The following is a 22,971-nucleotide window of genomic DNA, read 5'->3' as shown; positions in this document are numbered from 1 at the left end:
CGCTCAGGAGGTGATGTCCTTGCCCGAGAAGCGCGCCCAGGCGATCGACCCGAACAGCAGGATGTACGCCCCGAACGCGAGCAGCCCGTCGCGCAGCGCGGCCACGTCGATGGGGCTGCGCAGCACCGCGTCGAAGTCGGTGAACCTGGTCGGCAGCAGGTAGGGCGCGACCGCGTCCAGTTCGGGGATCGCGCGCAGCACCTGGCAGACGATGATGAGCACCATCGTGCCGGCGATGGCGCCGATGGACACCTCGGTGAACACCGACAGCGCCAGCGCGACCGCGGCCAGCGCGGCCATCCCGGCGCCGACGTACCCGACGCAGATGGCGATCCGCAGCAGCCCCTCGGCCATGCCGATGGTGGTCCCCGACAGCAGCGTCACCGGCCCCGCCGGGAACAACAGCAGCCCCGTCACCAGCGCCGACAGCGCCACCACGGCGGTCACGGCGTAGGAGTAGACGGCCGCGTTGAGAAACTTCACCACCAGCAGCCTGGTCCGCCCCGCGGGGGCGGCCAGCAGGTACCGCAGCGTGCCGGCCCCCGCCTCCCCCGCGATCGCGTCCCCCGCCACGACGCTCACGGCCACCGGCATCAGCAGCAGTGTGAGGAACGAGAACGACAGGAACGTCAGCATCAGGCTGTTCCCCGCGACATCCTGCACGATGCCGCCGATGTCCTCATCGCCGCCGCCGACGACCCGCAGCGTGACCCCGATGACGACCGGCACGACGGCCAGCACGGCCAGGATCACCAGGTTCCGCGGCCGCCTGAAGGTCAACCCCAGCTCAGACCCCAGCAACCGCCAGAACGCCCCGACACCGCGCCCCGCCCCAGCCGCCCCCGCGGCGGCAGCGGCCCTCCCCGCGGTGCCGGTGGACGCCCCGCCACCTGCGGACCCCGTCGGCGCGGTGCCGGTGGGCGCGGTGGCTCCGGTCCCCGCGGCGGCCTCGGACGCCTCGCTTGCCCCATTCGGCTCGGTGCGTTCGGTGGTGCGGAGGGTTTCGGTCACCGGGACCAGGCCGGGGGTGCGGCGGGCGCGGCCGCCCAGTGTGGAGGTGCCGGCCGGTCCTCCGTTCTCAGCCGTCGACATCGAAGCCCTCCCCTGTCAGTCCCACGAACACGTCCTCCAGGCTCGGCCGTACGACGGCCAGCCCCCGTACGGCGATGCCGTCCTCGACCAGGGCGGCGTTGACCCGCTCCGGCGCGTGCCCGCCCAGCTCCGCGGTGACCTGCGCGCCCTCGTCCCGCACGTCGGTGAGCCCGAGCCGGTCGAGCACCCGCGCGGCCCCCGCCGCGTCCGGCGTCTCGATCTGGATGCGGACGGCGAGCCCGGCGCTGAGCGAGGCGATCGTGCCCTGCGCCACCAGCCGCCCGGTACGCATGATCGCAGCATGCGTGCACATCTGCTCGACCTCGGCCAGCAGATGGGAGGAGACGAACACCGTCGTGCCGTCGGCGGCGATCTCCTTGACCAGCGCGCGCACCTCGCGGGTGCCCTGCGGGTCGAGCCCGTTGGTGGGCTCGTCGAGCACGAGCAGCTCGCGCGGCCCGAGCAGGGCGGCGGCGATGGCGAGGCGCTGGCGCATGCCGAGCGAGTAGTTGCGGTAGCGTTTGCCGGCGGCGCCGGACAGCCCGACCCGGTCCAGCGCGTCGGCGACCCGCCGCCGGGCGGTGGCGCGCGGCGCGGTCGGGTCGGCCGCGTCGAAGCGCATGAGGTTGGCGGCCCCCGACAGGTACGGGTAGAAGGCCGGGCCTTCGACCACCGCCCCCACCCTGGGCAGCGCCCGCACGGACGGCATCCCGAGCACGGTGTGCGCGCCCGAGGTGGGCGCCACGAGGCCGAGCAGCATGCGGATGGTGGTGGTCTTGCCCGAGCCGTTGGGCCCGAGGAAGCCGAACACCGAGCCGCGCGGCACGGTCAGGTCGAGGGCGTCCACGGCGACCTGGCCGCCCTTGAAGCGCTTGGTGAGCCCCCGGGTCACGATCGCCGCGTCCGCCCCGGAGGGCGGGGCCGCCCCGGAGGGCGCCCCCGCTTCGTGCATGACCGCGGTCACTTGAGGCCCGCCGCCTTGGTGATCTCCTCCGGGGTGACCGCGCCGACCAGCAGGCGGCCGTCGTCGGTCAGCAGGGCGGTGACGAGCTTCGTCCTGATCAGCTTGCCGGAGCCCCACGTGCCGCTGACCGGGGTGGCGCTCTGCAGCACGCCGTCGATCAGCGCCTGCGGGTCGGCGCCGGCGCCGAACCCGCCAGGACCGTGCTGCTCGCCGGACTCGCTCTCGGGCGCCTTCGCGGCGTCCTTGGCCAAGGCGTCGGCGTCGAACGGCAGCACCGCCACCGTCGCCCAGCCCTCGCCGACGACCTTCGCGTCGCCCGCGACGTCCTCGGCGTGCTCGGCGTGCTCGGCGTGCTCGGCCCGCTGGTCCTTGCCGCTCTCGAAGCCGATCTCCTGCTCCTCGACCTTCGCGCCCGCGGGCGGGGTGAAGGTGAAGTTCTCGGCCGCCGGCGGCGTGAACGTCACCTGCGTGAAGCCCACCTGGTACGCGGGCTCGGCCGAGCCCTTGGCGTAGACCTGCACCTGGAGCGGGACGTACGTCTCGCCGTCGAGGGCGATGCGCACCTCCTGCACCAGCGAGCCCTCCTCCTTGGGCGAGAGCACGAGCTGGTAGACCGGGCGACCGGCCACCTCCGCCGTGTTGATCACCCGGATCGCGGTGTGCTCGCCGGCCGCGTCCAGCAACCGCTGGGCCAGCTGCTGCGGCGTCAGGTCGGTCTGCTGCGGGACGGGCGTGGCGGGCCGCTCGGGGGCGCCCTCCTTGATCTTCAGCTTGGTGGCGGTGTTGGTGGCGCTGTCCCAGTACCACGCCTGACCGCCGTTGACGACCAGGTTGGTCTCGTTGAGCTGGGTCGGCATGGCGACGCGCAGCTTGTCGGCGGCGCCGTACCAGACCTTGACCTCGTGCGAGCCCGACAGCAGGCTCAGCGGCGAGGAGCCGCCGGCAGACGGCAGCGCGGGGATGCCGAGCGACGCCGTCTGCTGCACGGTGCCCGACATGGGCGGGATGCCGCCCTCCTTGTGCGTGGCCGCCACGGCGTCGGCGAGCAGTTGCTCGGCCGAGCGCTCGGGGAGCACGGGTTCGCCGCTCACCGCGGCGATGACGGGGCCGGCGCCGATCGCGGCTCCGATCACGGCGATCGCCGCGACCGGGACCCCCCACCTCACGAACGTGCCTCTTCGCATCTCACTCCTTAACGGTATGTCGATGCTCAGAGCCTGCGTCACCGATCCTGTGGTGGACCTGAGACAGTCTGAGACGGCTCTCAGCCTTCTCAGCGTCGTCTCAGCGCAGGAACGGGAGAATCGCCACATGAGAGTACTGGTCGTCGAGGACGAGCGCCGGATGGCCGCCGCGCTCCAGCGCGGGCTGCAGGCCGAGGGGTTCGCCGTCGACCTCGCGCACGACGGCGAGGAGGGGCTGCACGCGGCCAGGCAGGGCGACTACGACGTGGTCGTGCTCGACATCATGCTGCCCAGGCTGTCCGGCTACAACGTGTGCAAGCAGCTGCGCGCGGAGGAGAACTGGGTGCCGATCCTGATGCTCTCGGCCAAGGACGGCGAGTACGACATGGCCGACGGGCTCGACCTGGGGGCCGACGACTACCTGACCAAGCCGTTCTCGTACGTGGTGCTGGTGGCCAGGCTGCGGGCGCTGATGCGGCGCGACGCCGGGCGGCGGCCGTCGGTGCTGCTGGCCGGCGACCTGTCGCTGGACCCGGCCAGGCGCAGGGTGGAACGGGGACAGCAGGCGGTCGAGCTGACGCCCAGGGAGTTCGCGCTGCTGGAGTACCTGATGCGGCGGCGGGACGAGGTGGTGTCGAAGTCGGAGATCCTGGAACACGTGTGGGACACCTTCGACACCGATCCCAACGTGGTCGAGGTCTACGTCGGCTACCTCCGGCGCAAGATCGACGCCCCGTTCGGCAGGAACGCGCTGCAGACCGTGCGCGGCGCGGGCTACCGGCTGGCGGGCGACGGTGGCTGAGTCGCCGCTGGTCTGGTGGCGGCGGCAGGGGCTGCGTTTCCGGCTCACGGCGGCGGCCGCGGCGGTGCTCGCGCTGGCCCTCGCGCTGTCGGCGTCGGTGCTGCTCAGCGTGCTGGACCGGGCGCTGATCTCCACCGTCGACGACACGACCACGCAGCACGCGCAGGCCGTGCGGGTGGCGGCCGACGCGGGCACGCTGACCAGCCCGATCACCACGCACGACGGGACGATCGTGCAGGTCATCGACGCGCGCGGGCGGATCACGCACGTCACGTACGGCACCGACCGGCTGGTCCCGCTGCTCGACGCGCCCTCCAGGGCCAAGGTGCTGGCGAGCGGGCAGGCGGCGCTGCTGGACGGGCGGCCGTACGCGATGCCCGGGTTCCTGCGCGTCGTCGTGCTCAGCGCGGACCGCGGGCAGACGGTGGTGGCGGCCCGGCCCATCGGCGAGATCCAGACCAGCCTGGCCACGGCCGGGCGCGTGCTGTTCGTCGGCACCCCGGCGCTGATCGTGCTGCTGGCGGTGGCCAGCTGGCTGATGATCGGCCGTACGCTGCGGCCCATCACCGCGCTGCGCAGGGGCGCCGCGGAGATCACGCACACCGCGCGGTCGCGGCGGCTGCCGGTGCCGCAGTCGCGTGACGAGGTGCACTCGCTGGCCACCACGCTCAACGACATGCTGGCCAGGCTGGAGGAGGCCGAGCAGCGCCAGCGGGCGCTGGTCTCCGACGCCGCCCACGAGCTGCGCAGCCCGCTGGCCAGCATCCGGCTGCAACTGGAGGTGGCGCTCGGCCACCCCGACGGCCAGCACTGGCAGGAGACCGCCGAGGGCGTCCTGGAGGACGCCCTGCGGCTGTCCCGGCTGGCCGAGGACCTGCTGGCGCTGGCCAGGCTCGACGAGCGCGGCGGCGTGCCGGCCCGGCGCGAGCCGGTGGACCTCGACGAGGTCGTACGCCAGACCGTCGACCGCTATCCCGAGGCCCGGCTGGCCGCCTGCGAGCCGGTCGTGGTGACCGGCGACGCCCTCGACCTCAGCCGGGTGCTGACGAACCTCATGGACAACGCCGTACGCCACACCACCTCCAAGGTCGAGGTGGCGCTGAGCGGCGACGGCGTGCTGACCGTCACCGACGACGGCCCGGGCATCCCCGAGCAGGACCGCGAACGCGTCTTCAACCGGTTCACCCGGCTCGACACCGGCCGCAGCCGCGACGAGGGCGGGGCCGGGCTGGGCCTCGCGATCGTCCGGGAGACCGTGCGGGCGCACGGCGGGACCGTCCGGCTGGAGGACGCGTCACCGGGGCTGCGGGCGGTCGTCTCGCTGCCGCCGGCCCGCTAGCCATACCCGTTGGTGTGGATGAGGGGCCCTGGCCCTTCTCAACGCGGGGCTCCGCGTGTTACGCACGGGTCATGCGTTCGGCACGCGACCGGCTCGCCGGGCTCGTCCCGAGCGCCGCCTCCATGGCGGCGCCCGCTTCCTCGCCCGTGCCCGCTCCACGACTTGAGGGCGTGCCTGAGCACAGATCAGGATCCGCGCATGCCGCCGGAGCATGCGCGTATGACGTCCTCGCGGGGATCAGCAGGGGGTTCCGGGAGTTCCGGGATTCATCGGGGGGTGGGGATCGTCCGCTGACGGGGCTCCCGCCGTCGTGGTGCCGTCACCTCAGGGGCGGGCGGCGTCACCGGGACGGCGTGGCTCGTCAGGCGGAAATGGATCGTTCCAGATGCGTGTGTCAGGCGGCGGTTCCTTTCTCCGCGGTCGTCAGGAAGTCCTGCGCGATGAGCGGGAGCCGGCGGCGGGCGTGCACGACGGCGATGACGCGACGCACCGCGGGTTCGAGCGAACGCACCACCAGGCCCGCGCGCGCGGCCTGCTCGGCCATGCCGCGGTACCACAGCAGGGAGGCCTGCCCGGCGCGTACGGCGTTGAGCCAGCCGTTGCGTTCGTCGGTCTCGACCACGACCACCGGGGTGACCGCGTACTTGCCGAACATCGCGTCGAGCTCCCTGCGGCGCAGGCTTCCCCGTGCGGGCAGGGCCAGCCGCATGCCGTGCAGCTTGCCCATGGGCACCGGGTTGGGAAGTTCGAGCCCCGGCGGGGAGATCAGGACGATCTCCTGGCGTTCGAGTGGATGGGTGATGAGATCAGTGGGCACCGGCAGGTCGGTGAGACCCAGGTCGGCGCGCTGATCCCGGATGGCGCTGACGACGCCGTCACGGCCGTCGCAGCGCACGATGTGGACGCGTACGCCCGGATGCTCGGCCGCGTAGGCGGGCAACAACCGCCCTGCGAGGCCGGGCTCGAGGCTGGGGGTGGCGGCGATGCGGAGCTCCGCCTCGGTGACCGTACCCTGGTTGGCCAGGCCCTCGATCTCGTGAACGGCGTCGAGTGCCTCCTGGGCCAGCTTGACCACCCGGCGTCCCTGCGCGGTGACGACCACCCCGCGTCCGGAACGAGCGAAGAGCGTCATGCCGAGCTCCCGCTCGAGATCGCGAATCGCGCGGGACAGCGCAGGCTGCGCGATATAGAGCGATCTGGCCGCATCGGTCATGGTGCGGTGCTCCGCAGTCGCGACCACATAGCGGAGCTGCTGGAGATTCATGCCAAAGAAGCTAGGACACCGCCCGCCGCCGGGACCGGGAGATAGCGGAGATCACCTCGAATGATTTCGGACTGTAACCGAGCGCTGCTACATCCGTGACGGGTGATACGTCAGTATGCTTTTGCCCCAAATTTGGCAAGGGTCCGTCAAGCCGTGCGACAAACCATGGCAATGCAGACATCCAGCTGAACGGGGAGACAGGTTGACAGGGAACGGGCATTATCCACCCCCGCCTCAAGGGCCAGGGCAGCCCCAGAGGCCACCCTCGCGGCCTTGGCCGCCGCCGGGCTACCGGCAGCCGCCGCCGCAGGGCAGCCCGTACCCGCAGCACGCTCCACCACCCCAGCAGGCTCCACCCCAGCAGGCTCCGCCGCCTCAGCAGGCTCCGCCGCCCCGGCAGTACCCTCAGGCGCATCCGCAGCAGCCTCCTGCGCCGCCGCAGGCGCCGCCCCACACGCGGCCCTACACGCAGCCGATGCCGCAGCCGATGCCGCAGCCGATGCAGCAGCCGCCGTACGGGCAGCAACCGTACCGGCAGCAGCCGCCTCCTCCTCCCCCACCGCCGCCGCCCCCGATGCCGCCGCAGCAGTGGCACCGGCCCCCGCCCAAGAAGCAGGGCATGGGCGTGGGGGGCGTGCTCGGCGTGGTGTTCGGGTCGCTGGCGGCGCTGTTCGTGCTGATCGTGGTGGGCGCGGTGCTGCTCGGCGGGAAGTCGGGCACGGAGACGACGAGGCCGGTGGCGATCCCGACGTACGAGCCGTCCGAGGAGCCGTCCGAGGAACCCTCGTACGACCGCTCGGACCGGCCGTCGGAGCGGCCGTCGGAGCGGCCCACCACCAGCAGGGAGCCGACGGATCGGCCCGACACCACGGTCACGCCGCCCGCCCAGGTGCAGCTCAACACGAGCCTGAAGAACAACACGATGTACAAGGCCGGCATCCTGCCGCGCCTGAGCTGCCGCAGCGGGAACGTCAACATCTTCAACCACAGCCAGACCAAGGCGCTGATCCTGAAGACAGGGAAGTGCATGGACCGGGCGTGGGAGTCGATCCTGGAGAAGCAGGGCATCCGGTTCAGCCCGCCGCGCTGGGCCATCGTGGCGGGACGCGGGCGCGGCGCGTGCGGCGACTATCCGCAGCCGGGCAACATCGTGCCGTACTACTGCCCGCGCAACAACACGATCTACGCCTCCACCTCGGCCATGGCCAAGGGGAACGGCAGGTCGATGGGCTACGGCCAGCTCCTGAACTGGCACGGCGCCATCATCAGCATGATGGCCCACGAGTACGGGCACCACGTCCAGAACATCACCGGCCTGATGGACTCCTGGTGGCGCCAGACCCTCGACTCCAGCAGCCAGAACACCAAGCTCGCGCTCAGCCGGCGGCTCGAGCTGCAGGCCACCTGTTTCGGGGCCATGTGGATGCGGTCGGTGGCGGCGTCGTACCCGGTCAGCACGGCCAACCGGAACCGGCTCTACTGGTTCTACGGACAGGTGGGCGACTACCCGGGCCGGCCGCCGGACCACGGCAAACCTGTGAACAACAATCGCTGGTTCCGCCAGGGGTGGGAGAAGAGCAAGGCATACCAGTGCAACACGTGGATGGCGCCCTCTTCGACCGTCTCCTGACAGCCCCCTGACGTTCATCTCAGGTTGAGCACATGTCTCGGTTGTCCAGATATGGGGACTAGAATCCTGGCAATCTTGTGCCCAACGGGGGGCAAACGTCAGTTTTGCCTGGTAGGCGGTCAAAGGAGCCGGGTGTGAGCAATCGCGATGGGGAAGACACCGTGCCAGAAGGCAGGAAACGGCGCCCCCAGCGACGGTCACGCACGAGCGGCAAGGGGGAGCCGGGGGCGGCGAGCCAGGACAAGCACGTGGCGGGCCCGGCTCCGTCGCGCTCGTCCGGGCCGGGGGCGGCCGGATCCGGGTCGTCCCAGCCCCGGTCGTCCCAGCCCCGCTCGTCCCAGCCCCGCTCGTCCCAGCCCCGCTCGGGCTCCAGGAGCCGCTCGGAAGGCGCGGGGGCAGGGAGCCGCTCGGAGGCTCCCTCCGGCTCCCGGAGTCGCTCCTCGGAAGGTGCGGGGCAGGGGCCCAGGGGCCGGTCGGGAAGTCCCGCCGGCGCCTCGTCGGGGACGCGTCCCGGCGCGGGCCGTCCCTCCGGCAAGAAGGGCCGTCCCGGCCGTAAGCCCGGCGCCGGGGCCGCCGCGCCGCGTTTCGCCAAGCCGCTGACCCCCGCCTCCTTCCTCGGCTGGACCGCTCTGTCCGCCATCCTGCCCGGCGCCGCTCACCTGCGGGCCGGGCATCGCCGTACCGGGCTGGTGCTGATCAGCGTGTACGCGGTGCTGCTGCTCGCCCTGCTCGCCTACGGGCTCAGTGTGGCCGGCGACCTGTCGAACGTCGCGTTCCTGGCCGACGACAGCGCGATGGGCACGGTGATCGTGCTCGCCGCCGTGTTCGCGCTGGCGTGGTTCGCGCTGCTGGTGACCTCGTACATCGCGCTCGGGCCCAGCCGGCTGCCGCAGCAGGGCCAGGTGCTGACCGGCATCGTGGTGGGCGTGCTGTGCGTGGCCGTGATGTCGCCGTTCGCGCTGACCGCCAACTACGTGGTCGCCGCCCGCGACTCCATCGGGGCCATCTTCCCCTCGCACCCGGACGCCGAGGTGCCCGTCGCCGCCAAGGACCCCGAGAACCCGTGGGGCGACAAGGACCGGGTGAACTTCCTGCTGATCGGCGGTGACGCGGCGGGCAACCGTACCGGTGTGCGTACCGACAGCATGAACGTGGCCAGCGTCGACCTGAAGACCGGCGCCACCGTCCTGTTCAGCCTGCCGCGCAACCTCCAGCACGTCCGCTTCCCGGCCGGCTCGCCGCTGCACAAGCAGTTCCCGAACGGCTTCATGGCCGAGCTGCCGAACGGCGGCCTGCTCAACGAGGTCTGGCAGTACGCCAACGACAACCCGCAGCTCATGGGCGGCCGCAACAAGGGCCCCCGCGCCCTGATGGACGCCATCGGCTACACGCTCGGCCTGAAGATCGACTACTACATGCTGATGAACATGTACGGCTTCGCCGACCTCGTGGACGCCATCGGCGGGCTGAAGATCCGGGTCGAGCAGGACGTCAAGTGGGGCGGCCTGTACGGCACCGCCGGCACCATCAAGGCCGGCTACCGGAAGCTGAGCGGCGAGGAGGCCCTCTGGTACGGCCGCTCGCGCGTCGGCAGCGACGACTTCTCCCGGATGGCCCGCCAGCGCTGCGTCATCGGCGCCTTCGCCCAGCAGGCCACCCCGACCGTGATCCTCACCAGGTTCGAGAAGATCGCCAGCGCGGCCAAGCGGCTGGCGCAGACCAACATCCCGCGCCACCTGGTGCAGCCGCTGGTCGAGCTGGGGCTCAAGGTCAAGAACGCCAAGATCACCAGCCTGCAGTTCGTGCCGCCGGAGTTCTACTCGGGGCGTCCCGACTGGGTCAAGATCCGCCAGGCCACCAAGAAGGCGATCACCGACTCGATGCGCCCGGCCCGCCGCGCCCAGACCGCGAACGTCTCCGCCTCCCCCAGCGGCACCCGCCCCAGCCCGACGCGTACGCGCGCCATATCCCCCACCCAGACCCCCACCAAGAACCCCCAGAAGGGCGCCCAGTCCATCGACGACCTCTGCGGCCTCTGACCGGCCTCTGACCCGCCTCTGACCCGCCTCGGGAGGGGTGGGAGGGTCGCGCCCTTCCTCTCAGCGGGTGAAGGTGATGGGGAGGGTGCGGGGGCCGCGGACGGTGATGCTGCTGCGCCAGTGGAGGGTCTCCGGTGGGACGGCCAGGGCGAGGCCGGGCAGGCCGACGATCTCGGTCAGGGCGGCGCGGCCCACCAGGCGGGCGAGCTGAGCGCCGAGACAGTGGTGGGCTCCGTGGCCGAAGCTGAGGTGGGGGTTGTCGTCGCGGGTCAGGTCCGGCAGGTCTGGACAGGCGAAGCGGCGCGGGTCGCGGTTGGCGGCGGCCAGGGCCACCAGGATGGGCTGTCCGGCCGGCAGGCGTACGCCGCCCAGCTCCACGGGCTCCAGCGCGAAGCGCCAGGTGGCCAGCTCGACGGGGCTGTCGTAGCGGAGCAGCTCCTCCACGGCCTGCTCCATCAGCTCGGGTCGCGCGCGCAGCCACTCCAGCCGGTCGGGGTGGCGCAGCAGCGTGTACGTGCCGAGCGCGATGAGCCCGACGGTGGTCTCGTAGCCGGCGACGAGCAGCAGGAACAGCATCGACAGCAGCTCGTCCTCGCTCATCCGGTCACCGTCCACGGCCGCCGCGGCGACGGCGCCGATCACGTCGTCGCCCGGCGCCTTGAGCTTGGCGGCCACCAGTTCGCGCGCGTATGCGGCCAGCTCCCGCATCGCGGCCGGTCTGGCCTCCCGCTCCCCCGGCTCGGACGACACCACGGCCGTCGTCCACCTCCGGAAGTCCGTACGGTCGCCAGGAGGGATGCCGAGCACGTCGCAGATGACGCCCGCCTGCAGCGGTGAGGCGAAGGCGGCGACCAGGTCGTCCCCCGGGGTCAGGCCGAGGGCGAGGGTGCGGGCCCGGGCCTCGATGCCCTCGCGCAGGCCGGCCAGCCGCCGGGCGGTGAAGTAGCGGGAGACCAGGCGGCGCAGGCGGGTGTGCTCGGGCGGGTCTGAGGTGAGCAGGTGGGTGCCCAGCCCCGACCGGTCTTCGAGCGGCCGGCCGCGCCCCGCCTCCTGCCAGTCGCGGGGCGCGTTCCTGGGGTCCTTGCTCAGCCGGGGGTCGGCCAGCGCGGCGCGGGCGTCGTCGTACCGGGTGACGAGCCACCCGTACAGGCCGCTGCGCAACCGCACGAGCCGCGGCGCGCCCTCCTCCCGCATCCGGGCATAGGCGGGGTACGGGTCGGGCGTCGACGCCCAGCTCTCCGGCGCCTCGGGTGTCGGTCGTCGCTCGATCATGCGGCCCCCCGGGTCGAGGTACGTCCCCCATCCTGCCGCCGGACGGGCCTACTTGCCGAGCTGGCCGAGGATCCAGTCGGCCAGGGCGCCGGTCACCTGGCCGTGTTCGGTGTCGTGGGCGTCGCAGTGGTAGTCGTCGAGCTGGCTGTGCTCGGGCGACAGCGAGGTGATGTCCGTGTACAGGTCCACCGGCCACTCCACCGGGTCGTACTGCAGGGCGACGGCGCTCACCGACGGCACGAAGCAGGCCGAGCGGAAGCGGGCGTCGATGGGCGTTCCGAGGCGCCGGGCCGGATGCGGGCCGCCGGGCGAGCTCGACGTCGATTCTCGCCGCCCCTCGTGTCGCCAGGATTCACACCTTTTCTCGCGGGTTTACCGGACGTCACCCCCGATCTCTCACCCTCCGTTTCCGAACGGCTGGATCTCCGTTTTCAGATTCAACTTTCCGGCCGGTCAAGGCCAGGCTGATACCTCCACCTCACCTCGCATTTCACGACAAAGCAAGCCATTCCTCCGACCACCGGTCAAGGAAAAGCAGAAACGCTGTCCGGCGATTGTCAGGCGGCGACGGAGTTACGGCGCGGCAGCAGGGCGAGAGCGCCGAGGTAGAGCACGGCGGCCACGATGAGCAGGCCCTTGTAGCCGACGACGAGCGCCACGTATTCGAGGCAGCCGCCGACCATGGCGCCCAGCAGGTTCGCGCCGAAGGAGGTGGTGGCGTCGGCGGTGTCGGCGAAGCGCTTGGCGAAGACCACGTTCGCGGCGAAGATCGGCAGGAACGCCACTGTGACGGCGGCCACCGCGCGCAGCGGCACCGGCAGCGCCAGCAGCCATTCGTTGGGCACCAGCCAGGCCAGCAGCAGGCCGGCGAAGAGCACGGCGTACATGACGGGCAGCGGCGGGGTGCGGAAGCGGCGGGTCACCTCGACGGCGGCGAGCACCGCGACGAGCACGCCGGCGAAGACGATCGCGTTGACCACCCACGTGGTGCCGAACAGCAGCGCGAACCCGGTGACGCTCTTGGTCTCCAGCAGCATGAAGCCGACGCCGAGCAGGAACAGGTCGGCGTACGGCCGCATCCGCCGGTACGGCCCCGCCACGGCGCGCACGGCGAGCAGGCTGACGACGAGGATCAGGCCGAGCGTGATCACGTAGATCGGCGGGATCGTGGCGTCCTTGAGGTAGAGGAACGGCCGGTCGTCGCCGGCGGGCTCGGGCGTGCCCGGCGCGGCGCCCGGCCACTCGCTCGCGCAGCGCTGGTCGGCGGCGGTCACCCCGGCGGTGATGACGGCCTGCTGCCCGGCGGTGCTGACGACGTCGACGCACGGCCGGTGGCCGAAGGCCCGCTGCATGGTGGCGGCCAGGCGGTCGACGAGCCAGCTCTCGCGGTAGTAGTTGTACATCGAGAACGTGCCGCCCGGCTTGAGGTGGGCGCGGGCGGCCCGCATGGCCTCCTCGGTGAACAGGTAGCTCTCCAGCCGCAGCGAGCTGGCGCCGGAGACGAGGGTGAGCGAGTCGGGCAGCGCGAAGAGGATCAGGTCGTAGCGGTCGCCGCTGCGCTCCAGGAAGGCGCGGCCGTCGGTGACGTGGGTGGTCACGCGCGGGTCGTCGTAGGGGCGGTCGGGGTGGGTGGAGCCGCCCAGCTCGCGCAGCTTGGGGTCGATCTCGACGGCGTCGACGCGGGTGGCGCCCTTGGACAGCGCGATGGCCACGTCGGTGCCGCTGCCCGCGCCGACGATCAGCACGTCCTTCGGCGGCTTGGTGGTGCGCTCGTACGGCAGGCCGTACTGGGCCTCCCACTGCAGGCGGGCGGCGGCGGGCACGGCCTGCTGGTGGGGGATGCCGTTGACGGCGATGTCGGTGACGGGGATGCCGAGCTGCACGAGCTGCCTGGTGGTGACCTTGTAGTAGGGCGACCAGATGGCGCCGGCGGTGAGCGTCTCGGCCAGCAGCAGCCCGACGACGGCCACGGCGGGCACGACGACGAGGCCGGCGTAGAGGGCGGGCGGCTTGGGCACGAGCAGCACGGCGTAGCAGCCGGCCGCGATCAGCCCCCAGAAGACGGGCGGCGCGCTGACGAACGACAGCAGCGTGAACACCGCGATGCCGGTGAGGCTGCCGATGAGGTCGTAGCGGTAGGCCTCGAGGCGGGGCAGCTCGGGGAAGCACCGGCCGACGAGCTCGGCGGGGCCCATGAGGATGACCGCGGCGGCGCAGAAGATGACCGGCAGGATCGCCCAGGCGGGCGGCCCGCTGGTGGACAGGCTCGTCCAGTAGAGGACGCCCTCGGTGTTCCTGTCCACCGTGACGGGGAAGGCCAGCACGACGATGACCAGCAGGGCGAGCACGACGGGCGAGTAGTAGGGCTGGCGTTGTGATCGGCCGACGCGCAGGAAGCCGAGCCCGATGCCGAGGAAAGAGCCCAGCAGCACGAAATTGGTGAAATAGCTCAGATGGACGATGTTGGAGCCGGTCCACCGGATCAGTGCCAGTTCGAGGAAGAGCATGAAGGCGCTGGCGAGGACGAGCCTCGGCCGCACCGCCAGCCAGTGGGCTTTTTCACCGTCGTGAACGGGCTTTTGCGCCTGCAGCGTCATAAGCCCTCACCGTAGTGAACGGACTGGGAACACGGAAGCCTGACGCCGCCGGGGCGAAGTCTAGGGATATGCCCGGTATGCGGTGTTCGCGCAGGTCAAAAGCCGCAGAATGGCTGGGGTGCTTAAGGGGTGGAGCAGGAATGTTACGGCCTTCGTTTCATGTCACCGCTCGCCCCGAGTCCGCTCGCCCCGGGTCCGCTTGCTCTGAGCCCGCTCGCCCTGAGGCGGCTCACGCCTGCTCGCGGTTGAACACGCGGGTGCCGATCGTGAGGCCGAAGACGGCGAAGGCGACGGTGACCGCCGCGCCGGCCGCCACGGTGCCGGTCAGGTAGTGGCCGTGGAACAGGTCGCGCAGCGCCTCCAGGACGTACCTGAACGGGCTGACGTGCGAGAGCGCGTCGAGCCAGCCGGGCGCCATCGACATCGGCAGGAACGAGCCGGACAGCAGCACCAGCGGCACCACCGCCGTCGTCATGACGGGCGGGAACAGGTGCTCGTTGATGGTCAGCGCGATCGCGTACGAGAGCGCGGCGAGGCTCGCGCCCAGCACCACGACCAGCACGAACGAGCCGAGCACGCCGGCGAGCGGCGCCCGCAGGCCGAAGGCGTAGGCCACGGCGAGCAGCAGCACGGTCTGCAGGACCAGCGTCACCACGTTGTTGAGCACCCGCCCGAGCAGCAGCGCCAGCCGGCTGGCCGGCGTGACGCGCAGCCGTTCGAGCACGCCCCCGCGCTTGTCGAAGACGATCCCGAACCCGGCCATGCCCGCGCTCATCAGCCCGAGCTGCACGATCAGACCGGGGACCAGCGTCTCCCAGGTGCCGATGGTGACGAAGATGGGCCCGAACAGCACGAGGAACAGCAGCGGCTGGATCGCCCCGATGACGATGCCGATCCGCTGTCCCAGCGTCACGCCCAGCCCGTGGCGGAACAGCACCCAGGTGTCGCGCAGCATCATGCCCCCTGCCCGATCGTCGCGTTCTCCTCGCGCAGCGACCTGCCGGTGATGTCGAGGAAGACGTCGTCCAGCGTGCGGCCGCCGGTCTTGAGCTCGGCGGGCGCGCCCTGGGCGACGATGCGCCCCTGGTCGATGATCATGACGCGGTCGCAGAGCGCGTCGGCCTCGTCCAGGTAGTGGGTGGTCAGGAACACGGTCATGCCCTGCCGGTCGCGCAGGGAGCGGATGTGGTCCCAGAGGTTGGCGCGGCTCTGCGGGTCGAGGCCGGTGGTGGGCTCGTCGAGGAAGAGCAGCGCGGGGTCGTGCAGCAGGGCGAAGGCGATGTCGAAGCGGCGGCGCCGGCCGCCGGAGAGGGTGGCGGGCGCCCGGTCGGCGAGCCCGGCCAGGTCGAGCCGCTCCAGCACGCCGGGGATGCGGGCGGCGGCGTCGGCGCGGCTGAGGCCGTAGAGCATGCCCTGCAGCTCCAGCTCGCCCCTGACGGGGGTGACGGGCGGCAGGCCGCTGCCCTGGGCGACGTAGCCGATGCGGCGGCGCACCTCGCGCGGCTCGCGTACGAGGTCGTGGCCGGCCACGGTGGCGGTGCCCGCGGTGGGGCGCAGCAGGGTGGTCAGCATGCGCATGGTCGTGGTCTTGCCCGCGCCGTTGGGGCCGAGGAAGCCGACGATCTCACCCGGCCGCACGGTCATGTCCACGCCGTCGACGGCGTGGACGCCGTCGTCGAAGGTCTTGCTGAGACTTCTGGTTTCGATCACAAAATTTAAGTAACCACAATTTTGGTGTCACTGCAAACTTGGTACGATGGCGGCATGACGGAAGGGCTGCGGGAGCGGAAGAAGCGCGAGACGCGGGAGCGCATCTCCGACGTCGCGACGGGCCTGTTCATGGCCAGGGGGTTCGACAACGTGACGGTGGCCGAGGTGGCGCGGGCGGCCGACGTCTCGGTCAACACGGTCTTCAACTACTTCAGCACGAAGGAGGACCTGTTCGCCGACCGGCAGGACGTGGTGGTGGAGCTGCCGCCCACGGTGCTGCGCGAGCGGCGGCCGGGCGAGAGCGTCGTACGCGCGTTCCTGCGCGACTACCTCGACGCGATCGACAGCCGCCACTGGCGCCACGGGCTCAACGAGGGCGCCGACGTCTTCGCCAAGATCGTCGCGGACAGCCCGGCGCTGACGGCGCGCATGCGGCAGGTGCACGTCGAACGGGAGGAGGCGCTGGCGCGGGCGCTGGCCGACGAGCTCGACGCCGGCGCCGACGACCTCACGCCCCGCCTGGTGGCGGCGCACCTGCTCGGCACCACGCGCATACTCAGCGAGCGCGCGATGGCCATGATGACGGCGGGCGAGGAGTGGGAGCGCATCGCCCCCATGCTGCGCGAGCAGGCCGAGCTCGCCTTCGGCCTGCTGGAGAAGGGGCTGGAGCCCGTCGGCTCAGGGCCGCGGGGATGACGAGAGCCCGGCGCGGCAGGCGGTGACCTGCGCGGCCGGGCTCCGGACGAACGTCAGTAGCTGCTGAAGCTCGCGACGAGCCCGAGGGTGAGGGCGAGGCCGAAGAGCACGACGAGGAGGATGAGCCAGATCGAGCCGATGATGCCGCAGATGCGCCCGGCCTGGATCTGGCCGCGGTTCTCGTAGACGTAGCCGCTGGAGTCGATCTCCTGGAGCGCCTTGTTGCCCATCACCCACGCGAACGGGCCCAGGACGCCGCACACCACCAGGCTGAGGATGCCCAGCACGAGGATGGTCGTGCCGTTGGGGTGGCTCTGCGGCGGCGGGCCGTAATAGCCGGGGCCGTAATCGCTGTAGGACATGCTGGTATTGGTCCCCTCACGTGGACAAGGTCAGGTGGGTTTATACCACAGTCCGCCTCTTGATCATGTTGCGTCATCATGGTGAGGCACATGTCCACCCCTGAGGAGTCTCCCCCGTGCGTGACAGCATTCGCGCCTTCCTCGCGCACCCGTATTTCCAGCGCTTCATCGTCGGCGTCATCCTGATCAACGCCGCCACCCTGGGTCTGGAGACCGTCCCCGCCGTGGTCGAGAGCTACGGAACGCTGCTGACCGTGGTCGACCACGTCGCGCTGTACATCTTCGCCGCCGAGCTGGCCGGCAAGCTCTACGTGGAGCGCACCGCCTTCGCGCGCGACCCCTGGAACATCTTCGACACCGTCATCGTCGCCATCGCCTTCGCCAGCACCAACGGCGGCCTGTCGGTGCTGCGCTCGCTGCGCATCCTGCGGGTGCTGCGGCTGCTGTCGGTCGTGCCGAGCCTGCGCCGGGTGGTCTCGGCGCTGCTGCGAGCGATGCCCGGCATGAGCTCGATCGTGGTGCTGCTCTCCCTCGTCCTGTACGTGGCCGCCGTGATGGCCACCAAACTCTACGGAGAGACCGCCCCCGACCGCTTCGGCAGCCTGCCGGACTCGCTGTTCACCCTCTACCAGACGATGACGGGCGACGACTGGGGCAACATCGCCCGCGAGGTGATGACCCGCCACCCCACGGCGTGGATCTTCTTCGCCTCGTTCATCCTGGTGTGCACCTTCGTGGTGCTGAACCTGTTCCTCGCCGTCGTGGTGAGCGCCATGGACGAGGAGAACGCCGAGGAGCGGGCGGCCCTGGAGCAGGACGCGACCGCGCAGTCCGAGCGCATCCTGGCCGAGCTGGCCGCGCTGCGCCAGGAGGTCGCGCAGCTGCGGGCGCTCCAGACGGCGGTGCCGGCGGGCGCCGCGCCGCCCAAGGCCAGCAGCCAGAACGGCAACGGCCACCGCACCAAGAAGGGCCGCCGGTGACCCCGGCGGCCCTCGTGTGAAGCCCGGTCAACGGGAGTAGAACTCCACCACGAGCTGCTCGTCCACGGGAACCGCGATCTGCTCGCGCTCCGGCCGGTGGGTGAGGGTGAAGCGCAGGTCGGGCAGCTCGACCGACAGGTACGCCGCGGTGCGCTCGTCGGCGTACACGCCTTCGGCGGCGGCCACGAAGGGCTGCATCCTGCGGGAGCGCTCGCGTACCGAGACGACCTGGCCGGGCCTGACCAGGTAACTGGGGATGTCCACCTTGCGGCCGTCCACGGCGATGTGCCCGTGGGCGATGTACTGGCGGGCCGCGTAGATCGACGGGGCGAGGCCAGCGCGCAGCACGAGCGAGGCGAGGCGGCTCTCCAGCAGCGTCACCAGCTCGGTGCCCGACGCGCCCGGCTTGCGCACGGCGAGGTCCCAGTAGCGGCGGAGCTGGCGTTCCGAGACGTCGTAGTACCAGCGCAGCTTCTGCTTCTCCATCAGCCGCAGCCCGTAGTCGCCGGTGGTGCGGCGGTTGGTCTTGCGGCCGTGCTCGCCCGGCGGGTAGGGGCGCTGCTCGAAGTAGCGGACGGCTTTCCTGGTCAGCGGGACGCCCGCGCGACGCGACAGTCGCACCTTCGGGCCGGTGTAGCGCACGTTCACCTCAATGTGGTTAGGTAGTCCTTACTTAGGTAAGGCTAACCTATAGACGTTGCTGCCCTCAAGGAGGCGCCCATGCTCCCGATCCCCGAGCGGGTCCGCACCCTCGCCGCGACCTCGAACGTCGCCAAGCTGTCCGTGGACGGCGCCCCCTCGCCGGCGCGCGGCGGCGTGGACGAGCGCGGGCGTCCTGTGCTGCTGGTGCTGCCCGGCGAGCCGCTGCACGGGGTGCGGGAGGACGCCGTCGCCGCGGTGAACCTGACGGCGATGCGGCAGCTCGGCACGGTGACGCATCCGCGCGGGCTGATCGAGGTGCAGGGATGGGCGGAGCCGGTGCCGCGGGACGAGGCCCGCGCGGCGGCCATCGCCGTCGCGGCGCTCTGCCCTGATGAGAACCTGTTCGACGCGCTCGAACGCTTCGGCGCGCCCGACGCGGCCCGGCTGCTGCGGCTCGACGTGGGCCAGGTCGTCTACCTGACCGGGCAGGAGTCGGGGCTGCTCGACGCCGACGACTACCTGGGGGCCGCGCCCGACCCGCTCACCGACGTCGCCGAGCGGGTGCTCGCCCACGTCAACTCCTCCCACCGGGCCCAGCTCGCCGCGGGCGTGTCCCGCCAGCTCGGCGAGCCGGCCGGGGACGTGTGGCTGTGGGAGCTGGACAGCCACGGCGCGACCGTACGGGCGGACGATTCGCTGATCCGCTTCCCCTGGCCGACGCCCGCGCGCTCCGGGGTGTGCCTGGAGACCGCGCTGCGCGGTCTGCTCTGCACCTGCTGAAATCAGGACATGCCGGCGAGCAGGTAGCCGAGACCCTCCTCGAACGTCGTGTCCCAGTCGTGCTCCAGCCCGTGCGCGGCCAGGGCGGGATAGTCGCCGGCCCGCTCGCGCAGGTAGCCGCCGGTGCCGGCGTCACTCCGCGCCCAGGTCACCTGCATGATGACCGACCCCATCACGTAGTTGGACAGGCTGTACGCGGCCGTCGTCGGCGCGGCGAACCCGGCCGCGATCAGCGTCTCGTACAGGAACTCCGTGCGCGAGAGCGCGTTCGGCCCGAGCAGCGGGCGGTCGAGCAGCGTGGCCGACCACGGATGCCGCAGCAGCGCCGCCCGCCAGCCGCCCATGAGCGCGCGCACCCGCGCCCGCCAGTCCTCCCCCGCGCCGCCGTCAGGCAGGGCGACCTCGCCGAAGACCGCGTCCATGGCCAGGTCGAGGACGTCGTCCTTGGTCTTGACGTGCCAGTAGAGGGTGGTCGAGCCGGTGCCCAGGCGCTCGGCGAGCCGGCGCATGGTGAGGCGGGCGACGCCCTCCTCGTCCAGCAGGGCGAGCGCCTCCGCCACGATCCTGTCGAGGGTGAGCCGCGGCTTGGGCTCGGCCCTGCGGCGTGACCACACGGTGTCCATCCGGCGATAATACGTTGTACGAGAACCGGATCGTTGGTCTAGTAGAGGAACAACGATCGAGCGGGAGGTCTCGTGGGGCACGTGGACGTGAGCGGGGTGACGTACCTGCTGCCCGATGGGCGGCCGCTGCTGCTGGAGGTGTCGTTCAAGGCCGGCCCGGGCGCCAAGGCGGCGCTGGTGGGGCCGAACGGGGCCGGCAAGAGCACCCTGCTGCGGCTGATCGCCGGCGAGCTGACGCCCGCCGACGGCCGCGTGACGACCGGCGGCGGGGTGGGCGTGATGCGGCAGTTCCTGGGCGCGGGAACCGTACGCGACCTGCTGCTCGGCGTCGCGCCGCAGCGCGTCCGTGCGGCGGTCGCCGCCGTCGAGGAGGCCGAGGCGGCGCTGGCCGGGCACGACGACGAGCCCCAACAGCTCGCCTACGCGCAGGCCGTCGCCGACCACGCCGAGGCGGGCGGCTACGACCTCGAAGTGGTGTGGGACGTGTGCGCCACCGAGGCGCTCGGCCTTCCGTACGACGAGGTGAAGGGGCGAAGCCTGGCCACGCTGTCCGGCGGCGAGCAGAAGCGGCTGATGCTGGAGGCGCTGCTGCGCGGCCCCGACGAGGTTCTGCTGCTCGACGAGCCGGACAACTTCCTCGACGTTCGGGGCAAGCAGTGGCTCGAACGCGCGATCAGCACATCGGGCAAGACCGTGCTGCTCGTCTCGCACGACCGGCGGCTGCTGGCCGAGACCGCCGACCGGATCGTCACCGTCGAGGGGCGGAGGGTGTGGGTGCACGGCGGCGGGTTCGCCGGCTACGCCGAGGCCCGCGCGCGGCGCAGGGAACGCCTGGAGGAACGCCGGCAGCGCTGGGAGGAGGAGCGCGACCGGCTGCGGCGGCTGGTGCACACCCTGCGGCAGCGCTCGGCGCACAACGACGCGCTGGCGGGGGCGTACAGGTCGGCGGTGACCCGGCTTGAGCGGTTCGAACGCGAGGGGCCGCCGCAGCGGGCGCCGAAGGAGCAGAACGTCCGCATGCGGCTGCGCGGCGGGCGCACCGGCAAGCGGGCGGTGGTGTGCGAGGAGTTGGAGCTGACCGGGCTGCTGCGGCCGTTCTCGACGGAGATCCACTACGGGGAGCGGGTCGGCGTGCTCGGCATGAACGGCACCGGCAAGTCCCACTTCCTGCGCCTGCTCGCCGGGGAGCCGATCGCGCACACGGGCCTGGCCCGCCTGGGCGCGCGGGTGCGTCCCGGTGCGTTCGCCCAGACGCATCTGCGGCCCGACCTGCGCGGACGCCCGGCGGCCGAGGTGGTCATGGCCGCCCGCCCGATGACGCGGAACGAGGCCATGGCCGCCCTCGCCAGGTACGAGCTGGCGCCGGCCGGCGGTCAGCCCTTCGAGACGCTGTCGGGCGGCCAGCAGGCCAGGCTGCAGATCCTGCTGCTGGAGCTGTCGGGAGCGACGCTGCTGCTGCTCGACGAGCCGACCGACAACCTCGACCTGCACAGTGCGGAGGCGTTGCAGCGCGGGCTGGCCGGGTTCGAGGGGACGGTGCTGACCGTCACGCACGACCGCTGGTTCGCCGACGACCTCGACCGGTATCTGATCTTCGGCGCGGACGGCCTCGTACGGGAGAGCGCCGAGCCGCGGTGGGATCTGTGATCAGCCTGCGGTCGCGGTGGCGCGGTCGCGGCGCAGGGAGGTGAGCGTCATGGTCTCGTCCACGGCCTCGGGCGCGAGCACGTGGTCGAGCACCATCACCGCGCACCCGCTGATGCCGGCCCCGGCGCCGAGCCTGCTGGGCTCGATGCGCAGGCGGCGGGTGGCCAGGGCGGTGGAGCGGCGGTAGACGACCTCGCGGATGCTGGAGACCAGGGGCCCGAACGCCTCCGCGACGTCGCCGCCGAGCACCACGACCGACGGGTTGAGTATGTTGACCGCGCCCGCCAGGACCTCGCCGATGCGCCGGCCCGCCTCGCGCACGGTGGCCATGGTCTCGGCGTCGCCGGCCCGCACCAGCGCCGTGACGTCGGCGATGGCCGCGACGTCCTTGCCGATGGCGCGCAGGTCGCGCAGCAGGGCGGTGCCGCTCGCGACGGAGTCGACGCAGTCGTGGTTGCCGCAGCGGCACAGTACGCCGCCGCCGTCGATGACCGGGATGTGGCCGATCTCGCCGGCCGCGCCGAGCGCGCCGCGCAGGATGCCGCCGCCGGCGATCACACCCGCGCCGATCCTGGTGGAGATCTTGACGAACATCAGGTCGTCGAGGTCGGGGTAGACCCCGCGGTGCTCGCCGATGGCCAGCACGTTCACGTCGTTGTCCACGAGCACGGGCACAGGAAAGCGCTCGCGGATGATCGGCGGGATGACCACGCCGGTCCACGAGGCCATGACGCGGGCGCTCTCGGTGCGGCCCTGCGCGAACTCGACGGTGGCGGGCACGCCCATGCCGACACCGCGGATCATCGAGCGCGGCCGGTCGCCGAGCAGGTCGTCCCAGGTGTCCATGAGCAGCGGCAGCACGGTGTCGGGCCCCTGCTCGACGTCCATGGCGAACTCGCGCCCCGCCAGCTCCTCGCCGGCGAGGTCGCAGACGGCGACCCTGGTGCGGCTGGCGCCGAGCGCCGCCACCAGCACGACGCCGCCCGAGGCGTTGAACTCCAGCCGGACCGGCGGGCGCCCGCCGGTGGAGGGGGCGTCGGTGCGCTCGACGACGAGCCCGCGTTCGAGCAGCTCGCCGACGCGCAACTGCACCGCGGGCCGCGACAGGCCGGTCACCCTGCCGAGGTCGGCCCGTGTCACGGCCTCTCCGGTGCGGATGAGGCGGAGCACCTCACCGCTCGTGGCGAGGGCGGAGGCGGTACGTCGAGGCATCGCCCAAGTGAACCACACAGGGTTCTGTCATGAAAAGTCGTGACTTTTTTATCTCAAATGCCAAAACTCCGCTTGTGTACGACCCAAACTCTCGTTAGTGTCCGTTCTGTCCCTGCTTGGTAGATCGTTCGGAGCC

General features: G+C 71.8%; 21 protein-coding genes. 8 read left to right on the top strand and 13 right to left on the bottom strand.

The window, feature by feature from the left end; all coding sequences use genetic code 11:
- Positions 1 to 3: 3 nt before the first annotated feature.
- From AB0K18_RS16535 to AB0K18_RS16525, 3 genes are read right to left on the bottom strand one after another with little or no spacing between them, the layout of a single operon-like run.
- The gene (locus AB0K18_RS16535) at positions 4 to 1,092 is read right to left on the bottom strand and encodes an ABC transporter permease subunit (RefSeq protein WP_364914850.1); all 1,089 of its coding nucleotides are present in this window, start codon (positions 1,090 to 1,092) and stop codon (positions 4 to 6) included.
- Positions 1,079 to 2,056, bottom strand: coding sequence for an ABC transporter ATP-binding protein (locus tag AB0K18_RS16530; protein ID WP_364914849.1), 978 nt, complete (start codon positions 2,054 to 2,056; stop codon positions 1,079 to 1,081). Before AB0K18_RS16530 ends, AB0K18_RS16535 begins: the two co-directional genes overlap by 14 nt.
- Complete coding sequence (locus AB0K18_RS16525; RefSeq protein ID WP_364914848.1) at positions 2,053 to 3,222, bottom strand: DUF2092 domain-containing protein; 1,170 nt, start codon at positions 3,220 to 3,222, stop codon at positions 2,053 to 2,055. The genes AB0K18_RS16530 and AB0K18_RS16525 overlap by 4 nt, the downstream gene beginning before the upstream one ends.
- A 145-nt stretch (positions 3,223 to 3,367) precedes the next feature.
- Between AB0K18_RS16525 and AB0K18_RS16520 the strand changes: the two genes are divergently transcribed.
- Together AB0K18_RS16520 and AB0K18_RS16515 are read left to right on the top strand one after the other, a co-directional pair.
- Entirely contained in the window at positions 3,368 to 4,042 is a 675-nt protein-coding gene (locus AB0K18_RS16520; RefSeq protein ID WP_355429009.1) for a response regulator transcription factor, read from the top strand.
- Positions 4,035 to 5,381, top strand: coding sequence for an ATP-binding protein (locus AB0K18_RS16515; protein ID WP_364914847.1), 1,347 nt, complete (start codon positions 4,035 to 4,037; stop codon positions 5,379 to 5,381). Before AB0K18_RS16520 ends, AB0K18_RS16515 begins: the two co-directional genes overlap by 8 nt.
- A 394-nt stretch (positions 5,382 to 5,775) precedes the next feature.
- Here the strand turns inward: AB0K18_RS16515 and AB0K18_RS16510 are convergent, their stop codons facing one another.
- Positions 5,776 to 6,645: a LysR family transcriptional regulator gene (locus AB0K18_RS16510; RefSeq protein WP_364366831.1), complete on the bottom strand. Its 870-nt coding sequence runs from the start codon at positions 6,643 to 6,645 to the stop codon at positions 5,776 to 5,778.
- A 475-nt stretch (positions 6,646 to 7,120) separates the two neighbouring features.
- On the opposite strand from AB0K18_RS16510, the gene AB0K18_RS16505 reads away from it, so the two are divergent.
- Positions 7,121 to 8,275, top strand: a complete 1,155-nt coding sequence (locus AB0K18_RS16505; protein ID WP_364914846.1) for a neutral zinc metallopeptidase — start codon at positions 7,121 to 7,123, stop codon at positions 8,273 to 8,275.
- Between the two features lie 134 nt (positions 8,276 to 8,409).
- Positions 8,410 to 10,314: an LCP family protein gene (locus tag AB0K18_RS16500; protein WP_364914845.1), complete on the top strand. Its 1,905-nt coding sequence runs from the start codon at positions 8,410 to 8,412 to the stop codon at positions 10,312 to 10,314.
- 60 nt (positions 10,315 to 10,374) lie between these two features.
- On the opposite strand, the gene AB0K18_RS16495 is transcribed toward AB0K18_RS16500, so the two are convergent.
- From AB0K18_RS16495 to AB0K18_RS16475, 5 genes are all read right to left on the bottom strand, one after another.
- On the bottom strand, positions 10,375 to 11,586 hold the full coding sequence (locus tag AB0K18_RS16495) for a cytochrome P450 (protein ID WP_364914844.1): 1,212 nt from the start codon (positions 11,584 to 11,586) through the stop codon (positions 10,375 to 10,377).
- A 48-nt stretch (positions 11,587 to 11,634) separates the two neighbouring features.
- Complete coding sequence (locus AB0K18_RS16490; RefSeq protein ID WP_364914843.1) at positions 11,635 to 11,817, bottom strand: hypothetical protein; 183 nt, start codon at positions 11,815 to 11,817, stop codon at positions 11,635 to 11,637.
- Between the two features lie 326 nt (positions 11,818 to 12,143).
- Positions 12,144 to 14,183 (bottom strand): spermidine synthase, encoded by a 2,040-nt coding sequence (locus AB0K18_RS16485; RefSeq protein ID WP_364914842.1) that lies wholly within the window; start codon positions 14,181 to 14,183, stop codon positions 12,144 to 12,146.
- Positions 14,184 to 14,412: 229 nt separating this feature from the next.
- Complete coding sequence (locus tag AB0K18_RS16480; protein ID WP_364914841.1) at positions 14,413 to 15,141, bottom strand: ABC transporter permease; 729 nt, start codon at positions 15,139 to 15,141, stop codon at positions 14,413 to 14,415.
- The gene (locus tag AB0K18_RS16475; protein WP_364914840.1) at positions 15,138 to 15,893 is read right to left on the bottom strand and encodes an ABC transporter ATP-binding protein; all 756 of its coding nucleotides are present in this window, start codon (positions 15,891 to 15,893) and stop codon (positions 15,138 to 15,140) included. Before AB0K18_RS16475 ends, AB0K18_RS16480 begins: the two co-directional genes overlap by 4 nt.
- Positions 15,894 to 15,947: 54 nt before the next feature.
- On the opposite strand from AB0K18_RS16475, the gene AB0K18_RS16470 reads away from it, so the two are divergent.
- Positions 15,948 to 16,589: a TetR/AcrR family transcriptional regulator gene (locus AB0K18_RS16470; protein ID WP_364914839.1), complete on the top strand. Its 642-nt coding sequence runs from the start codon at positions 15,948 to 15,950 to the stop codon at positions 16,587 to 16,589.
- A 53-nt stretch (positions 16,590 to 16,642) separates the two neighbouring features.
- Here the strand turns inward: AB0K18_RS16470 and AB0K18_RS16465 are convergent, their stop codons facing one another.
- Entirely contained in the window at positions 16,643 to 16,951 is a 309-nt protein-coding gene (locus AB0K18_RS16465) for a DUF4190 domain-containing protein (protein WP_364914838.1), read from the bottom strand.
- Positions 16,952 to 17,067: 116 nt separating this feature from the next.
- On the opposite strand from AB0K18_RS16465, the gene AB0K18_RS16460 reads away from it, so the two are divergent.
- Positions 17,068 to 17,931, top strand: a complete 864-nt coding sequence (locus AB0K18_RS16460; RefSeq protein WP_364914837.1) for an ion transporter — start codon at positions 17,068 to 17,070, stop codon at positions 17,929 to 17,931.
- A 27-nt stretch (positions 17,932 to 17,958) separates the two neighbouring features.
- Here the strand turns inward: AB0K18_RS16460 and rpsD are convergent, their stop codons facing one another.
- A complete protein-coding gene (gene rpsD / locus AB0K18_RS16455) occupies positions 17,959 to 18,573 on the bottom strand; it encodes a 30S ribosomal protein S4 (RefSeq protein WP_364914942.1) in 615 nt (204 codons plus the stop codon).
- Between the two features lie 78 nt (positions 18,574 to 18,651).
- Between rpsD and AB0K18_RS16450 the strand changes: the two genes are divergently transcribed.
- Positions 18,652 to 19,353 carry a DUF2470 domain-containing protein gene (locus AB0K18_RS16450; protein WP_364914836.1) on the top strand — a complete coding sequence of 234 codons (702 nt, stop codon included), beginning with the start codon at positions 18,652 to 18,654 and terminating at the stop codon, positions 19,351 to 19,353.
- Positions 19,354 to 19,355: 2 nt separating this feature from the next.
- On the opposite strand, the gene AB0K18_RS16445 is transcribed toward AB0K18_RS16450, so the two are convergent.
- Positions 19,356 to 19,976, bottom strand: a complete 621-nt coding sequence (locus AB0K18_RS16445) for a TetR/AcrR family transcriptional regulator C-terminal domain-containing protein (protein WP_364914835.1) — start codon at positions 19,974 to 19,976, stop codon at positions 19,356 to 19,358.
- 72 nt (positions 19,977 to 20,048) lie between these two features.
- Here AB0K18_RS16445 and AB0K18_RS16440 point away from each other — a divergent pair, with 72 nt between their 5' ends.
- A complete protein-coding gene (locus AB0K18_RS16440; protein WP_364914834.1) occupies positions 20,049 to 21,623 on the top strand; it encodes an ATP-binding cassette domain-containing protein in 1,575 nt (524 codons plus the stop codon).
- Here AB0K18_RS16440 and AB0K18_RS16435 read toward each other — a convergent pair whose 3' ends face one another.
- Entirely contained in the window at positions 21,624 to 22,835 is a 1,212-nt protein-coding gene (locus AB0K18_RS16435) for an ROK family transcriptional regulator (RefSeq protein WP_364914833.1), read from the bottom strand.
- Between the last annotated feature and the right edge of the window lie 136 nt (positions 22,836 to 22,971).

The sequence above is a fragment of the Nonomuraea sp. NPDC049421 genome (assembly GCF_040677005.1).
Lineage (GTDB): Bacteria > Actinomycetota > Actinomycetes > Streptosporangiales > Streptosporangiaceae > Nonomuraea > Nonomuraea salmonea.
Note: the sequence above shows the minus strand (reverse complement) of the source record. Positions and strands in the feature narration are given on the sequence as shown.